This window comes from Mycobacterium asiaticum, assembly GCF_001673365.1.
Taxonomy (GTDB): Bacteria; Actinomycetota; Actinomycetes; order Mycobacteriales; family Mycobacteriaceae; genus Mycobacterium; species Mycobacterium asiaticum_A.
The window spans coordinates 63035-75450 of the sequence record NZ_LZLS01000099.1 but is presented as its reverse complement, the minus strand read 5'-3'; the positions used below and the strand labels follow the sequence as shown (position 1 = coordinate 75450).

General features: G+C 65.7%; 10 protein-coding genes. 2 read left to right on the top strand and 8 right to left on the bottom strand.

What is annotated here, in order from left to right; translation table 11 throughout:
• Entirely contained in the window at positions 1-1614 is a 1614-nt protein-coding gene (gene cydD / locus A5634_RS11525) for a thiol reductant ABC exporter subunit CydD (protein ID WP_065144175.1), read from the top strand.
• Positions 1601-3253: a thiol reductant ABC exporter subunit CydC gene (gene cydC / locus A5634_RS11520; protein WP_065144174.1), complete on the top strand. Its 1653-nt coding sequence runs from the start codon at positions 1601-1603 to the stop codon at positions 3251-3253. The genes cydD and cydC overlap by 14 nt, the downstream gene beginning before the upstream one ends.
• Here the strand turns inward: cydC and A5634_RS11515 are convergent.
• The 8 genes from A5634_RS11515 to trpB all read right to left on the bottom strand — a co-directional run bounded on the left by A5634_RS11515 (position 3228) and on the right by trpB (position 12407).
• Positions 3228-4586: a bifunctional lysylphosphatidylglycerol flippase/synthetase MprF gene (locus tag A5634_RS11515; RefSeq protein WP_065144173.1), complete on the bottom strand. Its 1359-nt coding sequence runs from the start codon at positions 4584-4586 to the stop codon at positions 3228-3230. The two genes, cydC and A5634_RS11515, sit on opposite strands and share 26 nt — an antisense overlap.
• Positions 4587-4651: 65 nt before the next feature.
• Complete coding sequence (locus tag A5634_RS11510) at positions 4652-5530, bottom strand: acyl-CoA thioesterase II (RefSeq protein ID WP_065144172.1); 879 nt, start codon at positions 5528-5530, stop codon at positions 4652-4654.
• Entirely contained in the window at positions 5531-6949 is a 1419-nt protein-coding gene (gene pyk, locus A5634_RS11505) for a pyruvate kinase (RefSeq protein ID WP_065144171.1), read from the bottom strand.
• A 69-nt stretch (positions 6950-7018) separates the two neighbouring features.
• Positions 7019-7441: a DUF2752 domain-containing protein gene (locus A5634_RS11500; RefSeq protein WP_065144170.1), complete on the bottom strand. Its 423-nt coding sequence runs from the start codon at positions 7439-7441 to the stop codon at positions 7019-7021.
• Entirely contained in the window at positions 7431-7820 is a 390-nt protein-coding gene (locus A5634_RS11495) for an NINE protein (protein WP_065144169.1), read from the bottom strand. The genes A5634_RS11500 and A5634_RS11495 overlap by 11 nt, the downstream gene beginning before the upstream one ends.
• 407 nt (positions 7821-8227) lie before the next feature.
• Positions 8228-10348 carry a prolipoprotein diacylglyceryl transferase gene (gene lgt / locus A5634_RS11490; protein WP_065144168.1) on the bottom strand — a complete coding sequence of 707 codons (2121 nt, stop codon included), beginning with the start codon at positions 10346-10348 and terminating at the stop codon, positions 8228-8230.
• Positions 10345-11154 (bottom strand): tryptophan synthase subunit alpha, encoded by an 810-nt coding sequence (gene trpA, locus A5634_RS11485; protein ID WP_065144167.1) that lies wholly within the window; start codon positions 11152-11154, stop codon positions 10345-10347. The genes lgt and trpA overlap by 4 nt, the downstream gene beginning before the upstream one ends.
• Positions 11154-12407 carry a tryptophan synthase subunit beta gene (gene trpB, locus A5634_RS11480; protein ID WP_065144166.1) on the bottom strand — a complete coding sequence of 418 codons (1254 nt, stop codon included), beginning with the start codon at positions 12405-12407 and terminating at the stop codon, positions 11154-11156. The genes trpA and trpB overlap by 1 nt, the downstream gene beginning before the upstream one ends.
• Positions 12408-12416: the final 9 nt, after the last annotated feature.

Here is a 12416-nt window from a genome sequence, read left to right as displayed (position 1 = left end):
CTGCGTCGCTATCTGTTGGCCCAGGTGGCCGGCGGGGTCGTGATCACCGCCTGCGCAATTGCTTCGGCGATTGTGCTGGCGAGCGTCGTTGCGCGAGTAGCGACCGATCCGTCTACCCGCCGCCTGGCCTATTGGGTTGGCCCGTTGTCAATCCTGTTTGCGCTGTGGGCTTTGCGTACAGCCGCGCATTGGCTGCAGGCTCGGCTCGGTCAGCGCGGGGCCAGCGCGGTGATCGCCGATTTGAGTGGTCAGGTCCTGACCGCGGTTACCAGCCGAGCACCCAACGAGCTTGCGGCACAGCGTGATACTGCCGCGGTCGTCGTCACCCGCGGCCTGGACGGATTGCGGCCCTACTTCACCGGATATCTGCCCACGCTGCTGCTGGCTGCGATCTTGACCCCGGCCACCGTTGCGGTGATCGCTTGCTACGACCTGCAATCGACGGTAATCGTGGCGATCACGCTGCCCCTGATCCCGATCTTCATGGTGCTGATCGGTTTGGCCACTGCCGAACGTTCGGCCGCCGCACTGGCAGCCATGACGACGCTGCAGTCACGGTTGCTGGACCTGATCGCCGGTATCCCCACGTTGCGGGCGCTGGGACGTGCGTCCGGCCCGGAGCAGCGTATTGCCGAACTCAGTGCCGCACATCGCCGTTCGGCTATGGCGACGCTGCGGATCGCCTTCCTGTCGGCGCTGGTGCTCGAACTGCTGGCGACGTTGGGGGTGGCGTTGGTGGCGGTCAGCATCGGTCTGCGACTGGTATTCGGCGAGATGAGCCTGACCGTCGGTTTGACGGTGCTGCTGCTGGCACCGGACGTGTACTGGCCGCTGCGTCGTATCGGGATGGAGTTTCACGCCGCGCAGGACGGCAGGGCCGCTGCCGACAAGGCTTTCGCCCTCATCGGCGAGTCCGCGCCGAGCAGGTCCGGCCAACGCACGGTGGCCGCCCGAGGTGCACAGATCCGCATCCAAAGCCTGGGCGTGGTGGGGCGCGACGGGCACTCACCGCATGAGCTGACCGCGCTCATCGAACCGGGTCAGGTGACCGTCCTGACCGGACCAAACGGCGCAGGCAAGAGCACCACCCTGCAAGTCATCGCCGGGCTCACCGCCGCCTCCTCGGGATGCGTCACGGTCGGTGGCGTCGACGTAGGCGAGTTGGCCCCTGCCGACTGGTGGCGCCAATTGTCCTGGCTGCCGCAACGCCCGGTGCTGATCGCGGGCACTGTGCGCGACAACCTTAACCTGTTCGGCGTTGTGGCTGATATCGAAAGTGCTTGCAGTGACGCCGGATTCGATGACGTGCTGGCCGAGCTGCCGGACGGGTTGAACACCGTGCTGGGGCGCGGTGGCGTTGGGCTCTCCCTTGGGCAGCGACAACGCTTAGCGCTGGCTCGCGCGTTGGGCTCCTCGGCGCCCGTGCTGCTGCTGGACGAACCGACGGCTCACCTGGACGCCAGCACCGAGGAACGGGTCCTGCAGGTTATCGCCGCGCGGGCCCGTGCCGGGGCGACAGTGATCGTTGTCGGGCACCGTGAGCGCATCATCGCGATCGGCGACCGCGTCGTCGAGGTTGCCGCCGGAAACGAGGCGCGCTATGCGCCGGTCTGATCCCCTCCTAACTGCCGCTGACCTGTTGCGGCCCCGCATCCCCCGTCTGGTCGCGGCCATCGCCCTGGGGGCGCTGTCACTCGGCAGCGCGCTGGCGCTGGCCGCGGTGTCGGCATGGCTGATCACCCGCGCCTCGCAGATGCCGCCGGTGCTCGAACTGTCGGTGGCGGTCGTCGCGGTGCGAACCTTTGCGATTTCGCGCGGTGTCCTGCGCTATTGCGAGCGGTTGGTCACCCACGACGCCGCGCTGCGGGCCGCCGGCACCGCCCGGGAGCAGATTTATCGTCGGCTGGCCGGCGGCCCGCCCGAGGCTGCGGTCCGGCTACACAGCGGCGAACTGGTGGCTCGGCTCGGCGCTGACGTCGACGCGCTGGCCGAGGTGCTGGTGCGCGCACTGGTGCCGATCGGTGTCGCGATGGTGTTGTCGATCGCTGGCGTCGTCGCCGTCGGGCTGATCTCGCTACCGGCCGCGATGGTCTTGGCGGTATGCCTGCTGGTGGCCGGGGTTTTCGCGCCCTGGCTGGCGGGCCGCGCGGCTGCCGCACAGGAATCCGTTGCCCGCCAGCATCATTCCGAACGCGACTCGGCGGCGGTACTGGCGCTGGACCATGCCCCGGAGCTTAGAGTGGCAGGGGCACTGCCGAATATCATCGCCGAATCGCAACGCCGGCAACGAGCCTGGGGCGCGGCCCTGGACGCCGCCGCCAGACCGGCCGCTGCCGCCGAGGCGATACCGACCGCGGCGATCGGAATAAGCGTGCTCGGCGCGGTGGTGGCCGGAATCGGGATGGCGCCTGTGGTGGCACCGACGACCCTGGCCGTCCTGATGTTGCTACCGCTCTCGGCGTTCGAGGCGACCAGCGTGCTGCCGGGGGCCGCGGTGCAGTTGACCCGTTCGCGAATCGCGGCGCGTCGCCTGCTGGATCTGGCACCGCCCGCTACGGAGATCGGTCAGAGCGGCACAGCAGCGGCCCGGTTGCCGGGACGACTGTTCGGCGACGTGACGGCAGGGCACTCCGGGTCTCGGATGAACGAGGCCCGCATAGACCTACCGCCGGGTGCCCGCCTTGCGGTCACGGGGCCAAGCGGTTCCGGAAAAACCACGTTGCTGATGACGCTGGCCGGACTGCTCCCGCCAGTACACGGCGTGCTAACCCTGGACGGGGTGGATCTGCGACGGCTCCCGGAGCCGGAGTTGCACAGCGCCATAACGTTTTTCGCCGAAGACGCGCATCTGTTCGCCACCACCGTCCGAGACAACCTGCTGGTCGCCCGCGGCGACTGCGAGGATGACGAGTTGACCGCGGCGTTGGCTGCCGTCGGGCTCGGCGGTTGGCTGGCCGGACTATCCGAAGGGCTGTCGACGGTGTTAGCCGGTGGTGCGCAGGCGGTCTCGGCGGGCCAGCGCAGGCGGCTATTACTGGCGCGCGCGGTGCTCTCCCCCGCCTCGATCCTGCTGCTCGACGAACCGACGGAGCATCTCGACGCAACCGACGCCGACCGGGTGTTACGCGAGCTTCTGGTGCCGGGCGCCGCATTGATTCCCGCAACGAAAACCGTTGTGGTGGCAACTCACCACCTGCCAGGTGACATTGGCTGTGCCGAACTCTCGATCACAGGTGCCGTCGGCGCGGCATGAACTCCAGCGACAACAACACCCATATCAGCGGCAGCGCCTGAGTGAAGGTGACTAGGGCATAACGCCGAGCGTCCATTGCGTGGAACTTGCGCACATACCGGTGCAGCGACTCGAGGGCAATCAACGGATCGAGCAGATGAACCAGGAACTGGCAGCAGCGTCGCACCCGGCCCTGACCGTCCCCGTCGAAAAGATCCGTGAACGCGGCGAAGGCGAGCGATACCCGTTGCGCCCCAGAATCTCTGGCGAAGCTGATCATGTCGACGCTGAGCCGTTCGTCGATCCCGTTCGGCGCCCCACGACGCCGCCAGGGCACGTCCAGGCTGAAATCGCTGCCACCGCCGGCGGTCGCGTACCGGTGAAAGCCCTGTACCACCCCACCGGCATCACGGGCAATGATCAACTGCGTGCCCGGAAAGCGGCCCTCGAGCACGCCGTCCAAATTCATGCAGAAGCCGCGGTCGGTATGTGCTCCTTTCTCGGAGGCGAGCAATACCCCGGTGAGTTCGGCCCGTCGTCGCTCGTCGAGTTCTTGTTCGGCCACGATTTCGGTTGTGACGCCGACGTTGCGCGTGCGGCTCACCGCCTGCCGCAGATTGCGGAACTTGCGCCCGACCAGATCGAAACTGATTGGGTCGACCACGACGTCGCGTCCGATCGGTATGGCGCGCAACGACTGTCCGACAACGTCGGAGTTCCATAAAGCGAGCCGACGTTCGCTGCAGCCCACCACCACCATTCGCCAACCGTGCGTGTGACACGTGGCAGCGAAATCGGCGACCAGGCCGGGAAACCGCGTCTCGTCCCCGATCGGGTCGCCACTGACTACCGCGAACCCGAACCTCGTCCGATACGCCAGCGCCGCAACCGAAGCCGGATCAAAGTGATAGCACTTGCCGGTTTGCATCGCGAACGGCGCCAACGGGTCGTTGCCGGTGGCATTGATCAGCGCCCAAACCCGAGGCATATCTTCGGGCCGCGGACGCGCGGTCGTCGGCCACATCAACACCCACCCCGATGCGGCGATGAGCCATTCGCCGAACAGATCCGAGGACAGTACGTGCGCACCCAACCCGACGACAAGCAGCCCGGCGGCGATGACCGCATGCAGCGCCGTGACCGGACGGCCAAGGAAGATCCCACGCGCGACCAACGCCACCGCAGCCAAAATCGTTAACGACCAAGCCAAATGCCTGCCGGCTGCGAGTAACCACACCGCCACACCGAGCAGCGCGAGGGCGCTGACCAGCCGTGCCCCTCGCGAATCGACGTGGACCACAACGCGTTCGCCCGTGCCAAGCCGCGGCGGGACACGAAGCGATAGCTCCCACATAACTTAACGTTACGCCTCACCTCCCCGGCGCGAGCAGACGCGAAAGCACCCGACGCGCCGAGGAATTAAGTGCCTTTGCGACTGCTCGGCGCGGGGAAGTACTTCAGCACGCCTTCTTGCACCACGGTGGCGATGATCTGCCCGGAACGATCGAAGAAATGCCCGGTGCCCAGCCCGCGCGAATCGGCGGCAACCGGCGACGACGTCGAATACAGCACCCAGTCATCGAAATTGACCTGACGGTGAAACCACACTGAGTGATTGGCCGATGCCGCGAAGATGCGGTCAAAACCCCACGACAAGCCATGGGTGGTAATCACCGAATCCAACACCGTGGTGTCCGAGGAGTAGAGCATCGTTGCGGTGTGCAGCACTGGATCGTCGGGTATCGCACCCAGCGCCTTGAGCCAAACCCGGTTGTAGGCAAGGCTTTCGCCCTTGTCGCGCATCACCCAGGCTGGGTCGTTGGTGTAGCGCCATTCGACCGGCTGTAGCGCGTTGACGAAATGCGGGACGGTTTCTTCGTAACCCCGCAGCAATTCGCTGATCGGCGGCAGCGCTTCGGGATCGGCGACCTCCGGCGCCTGGACCCCGTGTTCGAGGCCGAGCCCGCCGGACATGTAGGAGATCATCGCCGTGGACAGCAGCATCCCGTCCTGCACGGCGTCGACGCGCCGGTTGGCGAAGCGACGCTCGTCGCGCAACCGCACCACGTGGAATTCGATGTCCTTGGTGGTGTCACCACCGTTGATGAAATGCACCGACAAGGCGCTCGGGGGGAGGTCCGGGCGGGTCAGGGTGCGAGTGCTGGCGATGAATGACTGCGCCACGAGCAGTCCGCCGAAGGTCCGCATCGGGTTCTTGCTGGGATGGGATCCACAGAAGCGGTCTTCTGCGATGCGATCGAGATCCAGTACGGCCAGCAGTTCTTCGAAATCCGACAACTAGACGTCGTCCTCGCCGATCCGGTGCACATGGATCAGGTTGGTCGAGCCGACGGTACCGGGAGGCGCGCCGGCGACGATGACCACCAAGTCCCCGCGCTTGTAGCGGCCGAGTTCAAGCAGCGACCTGTCGACCTCGCGGATCATGCCGTCTGTCGTCTTCATGTGCGGGACGATGAATGTCTCGGTGCCCCACGTCATCGCGAGCTGGCTGCGTACCTCAGGCAGGTCGGTGAAGGCCAGCAACGGCAGCGGGGTGTGCAGCCGGGCCAATCGACGCACCGTATCACCGGACTGGGTGAAAGCAACGAGCGCTTTGGCATCGAGCCGCTCGCCGATGTCGCGGGCGGCGTAGGAGATCACGCCGCGTTTAGTACGCGGCACATGCGTCAACGGCGGCGCGGCTGTCGAATTCTCCTCCACGGCGCACACGATCCGCGACATCGTCTTGACCGCCTGCAGCGGGTACTTGCCGACCGAGGTTTCGCCGGACAGCATCAGCGCGTCGGCGCCGTCGAGCACGGCATTGGCGACGTCGGACGCCTCGGCGCGGGTAGGTCGGGAGTTTTCGATCATCGAATCGAGCATCTGGGTGGCCACGATGACCGGCTTGGCGTTCTCCCGGGCCATCTGGATGGCCCGCTTCTGCACCAAAGGGACCTCTTCAAGCGGCAGTTCGACACCGAGGTCACCGCGGGCGACCATCACGGCGTCGAAGGCAAGCACAATCGCCTCGAGATTGTCGATCGCTTCGGGTTTCTCCAGCTTGGCGATCACCGGTACCCGCCGTCCCACCCGGTCCATCACCTCGTGGACGAGCTCGACATCCGATGGCGAGCGCACGAACGACAGGGCGACCATGTCGACGCCGAGCTTCATCGCAAAGGTCAGGTCTTCGATGTCCTTTTCGGACAAGGCAGGAGCCGAGACGTTCATTCCGGGCAGCGAGATCCCTTTGTTGTTGCTGACCGGACCGCCCTCGATGACCTTGCACACCACGTCGTCGCCCTCGACGCTCTCAACCTGCAACCCGACCTTGCCGTCATCGACCAAGACGCGGTCCCCCGGCGTTGCATCCTGCGCCAACCGCTTATAGGTGGTGGACACCCGGTCGTGGGTGCCTTCGCAGTCGGCGACGGTGATCCGCACCGTTTCACCATCGTTCCAGCGCGTGGAGCCGCTGGCGAAGCGGCCCAGCCTCAGCTTGGGACCCTGTAAGTCGCACAGGACGCCTACCGCACGCCCGGTGGCGTTGGACGCCGCCCGGACCCTGTTGTAGGCCGCCTCATGGTCCGCGTAGTCGCCGTGACTGAAGTTCATTCGGGCGACGTCCATTCCGGCTTCAACCAGTTCTCGGACTGAGTCGTCCGAAGGGGTGGCCGGCCCAAGGGTGCAGACGATCTTTCCGCGTCTAGTCACGACGTCAAAGCATAGTCGCGCTGGGTGGCATCAGGGTGTCGGGAACGCGCGACTTGCACAACTATCTGGTCAACCGCTGAGAACCGTCGGCATCAAGGGGAAGCCGGGCATGTTCCGCAGCACCGTCCACGCCGTCGAAGCAACGACGACGGTGAGGATCGTGATGACGGGAAACCACGATCGTCCTTGGAAACGGCGCACCAGAATCCAGGCTGCGAGCAACGGGATGCCGACCAGGACGAATACGTTGTCATAGATGCTGGCCACGAGGTGACCGTGCAGCAGATCGTGGGTCATCCTTAGGCCGCCGCAGGCCGGACAGTTCCAGCCGGTGAGCAACTTGAACGGGCACTGCGGATACAGCGAATCCGGCCGGTGCGGATCGGCCAGCGCGATGTAGGCCAGGGCGCCGGTCAGCAGCCCGCCGGTGCCGGCGAGCACATAACGGCGCTGCTGTTTCGGTAGTACCGGGAAGGACGGATCAGGTGCCATCACGCAGTGGACGGCCTTGCGGATCGGTGACCTTGTCGGTCAGGATCAGCACCGCATCGACGATGCCCCAGATGATGGCGCCGAGCCCGAAGGTCACCCAGCCGACGAGCAATTGCGCGACTCCAAGCCCTACGTAGCCGGCGTAGATGCGGCCGATGCCGACCAGACCGAACAAGCCGAGCAGCTGCAACAGACCAGCAATGATCTTCGACTTGTCGGAATACGGTTGCCCGGTAACGGGATGCCGGCCATAGGGTGCCGACGGGTCATGACCCCTGGCGGGGGGCCCGTACTGCGGCTGCGACGGATATGGCGGTGGTTGCCCGGGCTGCTGGGGCGGGGGGCCTTGCTCGGCAGCGGGCCAGGACTGGTCAGTCACGGTTTCAGCATGCCAGATTTCGCTGTCGCGGTGTGGGCGTGGACAGATTGGCCCCCTGGGCCCTGACTTATGTGCGCTCTCACGGGCGGGTTCCTATCGCACTCCAGCGGCCGACGCGCGCTGGAAAGCGCAGGCACGTATCAAAATTCGCGCTGAACTCGACCGGCTCGCGGCTTCAAAGGCAGCGCCTGATCCGCACCGCTCGTGGCGGTCATGTTCGACCTTCGCCGTTGACGGGAGGGATCTGGCGTGATGTAGGACGACTCGTTCTTGGCATCGCCACCGATGACACCAGAACGCTCACGGCCACAACGGAACTGGGATCGCGCCAAAAGGCGCCATTCGTTGAGAATGCAATTGCCACTGAACAGGTTGTGGCACAGGGTGTTTCGTGGTGCAGTGCGCCGTTAGGGGCGCTGTCGGCGGAACCGGAGCCGCCAACGCTGCCGCGCGGTGCCAGCGCTCTCGGGAGCCGCGGCTGAAGATGTCGCCGCTTCGCTCTGCTGCTCTGTCTCCATCGGCTCGTCAACCGAGGGCTCGGGCTCGTCGGGCGAAACGTCCGTCGCCTCATCTGCCGTCGCTTCGTCGTCACCTTCAGCGCCATCCGCGGAGTCAGTCTCCACCTCATCGCTCTCGGCGTCGTCGACCTCATCCGGTGCGGCTTCTTCGCCCAGAGCAGAGTCAGCCTCGACCTCCTCATCCGCCACGGCCTCGTCGCCACCAGCGGAGTCAGCCTTAGCCTCATCTGCCGCGGCTTCGTCACCACCGTCGGAGTCAGCCTCATCTGCCGCGGCCTCGTCGCCGCCGTCGGAAGCCGACTCGGCCTCGACAACCTCGCTCTCAAGCAGGGGGTGAACACGGGCACTGGGTGTCGCGGTGGGTTCGGCCTGAGGTTCGACCTCGGTGTCGGGCGCTTCGGCCGCGGGCTCGATCACCTCAGCTTGCTCGGTGACCACCGCCGCTTCAGGCTCATCGAGCTCGGCTTCCTCAGCCGCGGCGTCGACGGCTTCCTCGACCTCGTCGGCCGGCTCCGCCACTTCGGCATCCGCCGCCTCCGCGACCGCGGCTTCCGCCTCCACATCGTCGACGGTCTCGGCTTCCTCGACCTCGTCGGCCGGCTCCGCCACTTCGGCATCCGCCGCCTCCGCGACCGCAGCTTCCGCCTCCACCTCGTCGACGGCCTCGGCGCCCTCGACTTCCTCGACTTCCTCGGCGGCCGGCTCCGCCACCTCGGCTTCCGTCTGCACTTCGTCGACAGCCTCGGCGCCCTCGGCCTCCCCGACGGCGGGTTCCGCTTCAGCGTCGTCGAGAGCCTCAGGGTCCTCGAGAGCCTCAGCCTCGTCCGCAGGCTCCAGCGCCTCAGCGTCCGCCTCCGCTACTGCGGCTCCGCCCTCACCCTCGTCGGCAACCTCAGCCTCGTCCGCAGGCTCCAGCGTCGAGACCTCCCCCGCTTCAGCCACTGCCTCCGCATCGTCGACGGACTCGGCCTGATCGGTCTCCGGCTCCGCAGCGTCGGCCTCTACAACCACATCCGCTTCGACCGTGTCCGTCGCATCCGGTCCGTCGGCGGCGACAGTCGACCCGGCTGCGGCGGCACTCCCCGCAGTTACCAGTTCCTCGGCGAGCTCGGCTTCGGGTACCTCCTCGTCATCCCGGGCCCAGCGGCTACGCAGCGTCGCCGGATCGAGGCGGTCCTTCGGCGCCAAGATGATGTAGACGACGGCGCCGATGAAGACGAATGTCGATGTGAACGTGTTGATCCGGATGCCGGCGATGTGGGTGGCGGTGTCATCGCGCATCAATTCCACCGCGAATCGGCCGACGCAATACAGAGCCACGTATGAAGCGAAAAGCCGACCGTGGTTCAGCCTGAATCGACGGTCCAGGTAAAGCAACGCGCCGAAAACCAATAGATTCCATAGCAATTCGTAAAGAAACGTCGGATGCACGACGAATGCGACGTCTCCTGTCGAGACGCCGTCGAGCGAATGAACATCGACGTATCCGGACGGATCCTTACGGTTATAAATCTCCAAGCCCCATGGCACCGTCGTCTTGCGACCGTATAGCTCTTGGTTGAAGTAATTCCCGAGTCGGCCGATCGCTTGCGCCAACACCACTCCTGGCGCTACCGCGTCGAGAAACGGCGGCAGCGGGACGCCATGCCGCCGACAACCGATCCAGGCCCCGACCGCACCGAGCGCTACCGCACCCCAGATGCCCAGGCCGCCATCCCAGATCCGAAGCGCCGCAGCAAGTCCGGCGCCTCCGGGACCCCAATAGGTCTGCCAATCCGTCGCCAAGTGGTAGAGGCGGCCACCGATCAAACCGAACGGCACCATCCATAGCGCGATGTCGTAGATGACTCCGCGCTCGCCGCCGCGGGCCACCCAGCGTCGGTCGCTGATCAATAGCGCAACCACGATGCCGGTGATGATGAAGAACGCGTAGGCCCGAATGGGCAGCGGGCCAAGGTGCCAGACCCCGCGGGGCGGGCTGGGAATGTAGGCGAGCCAGGTGGTTGTCATGCGGACTTCCTTCGCCGCACTCCGGCAGCCAATTCCTCGGTCAACGTGCGCAACTCGGGCAGCCCCTCACCTAACGCCGAAACCAGTGCCGAGCCGACGATCACCCCGTCGGCATAGCTACCGATCTGCGCGGCCTGATCCCCGGACCGAACACCGAGTCCCACACCAACGGGTATGTCAGACACTGCCTTCACCCTCCCAACCAGTTCCGGTGCGGCGGTCGAAACCGCATCACGTGCGCCCGTCACACCCATCGTCGATGCCGCGTAGACGAACCCGCGCGCAGCTTCGACGGTGCTCGCCAACCGTTCGGGCGTCGATGCGGGCGCCACCAAGAAGATGCGGTCCAAGCCGTACTTCTCGGACGCCGCAATCCACTGTTGCGCTTCGTCGGGAATCAGGTCAGGAGTGATCAATCCCCGCCCGCCCGCCGCCGCGAGGTCACGCGCGAACGCGTCGACGCCGTAGCGCAGTACCGGATTCCAGTAGGTCATCACCACGGCATCACCACCGGCTGCACTGATTGCCTCGACCGCTGCCAAGCTGTCGCGGACCCGCACTCCCCCGCTCAGCGCCTGCTCGGTGGCTCGCTGGATAGTGGGCCCGTCCATCCCGGGGTCGGAGTAGGGCACCCCGACTTCGATGATGTCGCAACCGGATTCGACCAGTGTCGTCATCGCCTGCAGCGAGGTCGGCACGTCGGGATAACCGGTCGGCAGGTAACCGATCAGTGCCGCACGGTTATCCGTGCGGCACGAATCGAATAGCGGTCCCAGCCTGCTTTTCTCACTGTGCTGCACCGTCATCAGTTGTCCAGCAAGCCGAACCACTTCGCGGCGGTTTCCACGTCCTTGTCGCCACGGCCCGACAGGTTCACCACAATGACCGCGTCCCTTCCCATTTCGGCGCCCAGCTTCAGGGCGCCGGCCACCGCATGGGCGGATTCGATTGCCGGGATGATGCCTTCGGATCGAGACAGCAAGCCGAACGCTTCCATCGCCTCGGTGTCGGTGATGGGCTCATACTGCACTCGCCCAGTCTCTTTGAGCCACGCATGTTCGGGACCCACCCCCGGATAGTCCAAACCCGCCGAGATGGAGTGCGATTCGATCGTCTGACCATCCTCGTCCTGCAACAGGTAGGAGTAGGAACCCTGGAACGCGCCGGGCGAGCCACCGGTGAACGTGGCTGCGTGTCGGCCGGTTTCGACGCCGTCGCCGGCCGCTTCATACCCCACCAACCGGACACCCGGATCGTCAATGAACGCGTGGAAGATGCCGATCGCATTGGATCCGCCACCGACGCAGGCCACCACCGCGTCGGGAAGGCGGCCCGCCTGCGCTTGAATCTGCACCCGTGTCTCCAGACCGATGATGCGCTGGAAATCGCGGACCATGGTCGGGAAGGGATGCGGCCCAGCGGCGGTGCCGAAGCAGTAATAAGTGTTGTGGGCGTTGGTGACCCAGTCGCGGAACGCCTCGTTGATGGCGTCTTTGAGCGTCCTGGACCCGGTCTCCACTGACACCACCCGGGCACCGAGCAGTCGCATCCGTGCGACGTTGAGCGCCTGGCGCGCGGTGTCGACCGCCCCCATGTAGATAATGCAATCCAGCCCAAGCAGCGCACATGCGGTGGCGGTCGCGACACCGTGTTGGCCAGCGCCGGTCTCGGCAATGACTCGCGTTTTGCCCATCCGACGAGCCAGCAACGCCTGGCCCAGGACATTGTTGATCTTGTGAGATCCCGTGTGGTTCAGGTCTTCTCGTTTGAGAAATATGCGCGCCGACCCCGCATGCTCACCCAGTCGGGTCGTCTCGTACAACGGCGACGGACGGCCGGCGTAGTGGGCCTGCAACTTATCGAGGGTGTCCAGGAAATCCTGGTCGACGCGTTCCTTTTCGTAGGCGGTGGTGACCTCTTCGATCACCGCCATCAGCGCCTCGGGAACGTAGCGGCCACCGTAGACGCCGAAATGTCCGCCCGCATCGGGATCGTGACTGGTTCGTTCGACGACGGCGGCACTGGTGCGCGGAATATCCGGCCGGGATAGGTCTGCCATCACAAAGAC

Bases quoted from the DNA above. Each gene is read 5' to 3' on its own strand.
- cydC (WP_065144174.1), top strand. From the start codon at position 1,601: ATGCGCCGGTCTGATCCCCTCCTAACTGCCGCTGACCTGTTGCGGCCC.
- A5634_RS11515 (WP_065144173.1), bottom strand. From the start codon at position 4,586: ATGTGGGAGCTATCGCTTCGTGTCCCGCCGCGGCTTGGCACGGGCGAA.
- A5634_RS11500 (WP_065144170.1), bottom strand. From the start codon at position 7,441: ATGGCACCTGATCCGTCCTTCCCGGTACTACCGAAACAGCAGCGCCGT.
- lgt (WP_065144168.1), bottom strand. From the start codon at position 10,348: ATGACAACCACCTGGCTCGCCTACATTCCCAGCCCGCCCCGCGGGGTC.
- trpA (WP_065144167.1), bottom strand. From the start codon at position 11,154: ATGACGGTGCAGCACAGTGAGAAAAGCAGGCTGGGACCGCTATTCGAT.
- trpB (WP_065144166.1), bottom strand. From the start codon at position 12,407: ATGGCAGACCTATCCCGGCCGGATATTCCGCGCACCAGTGCCGCCGTC.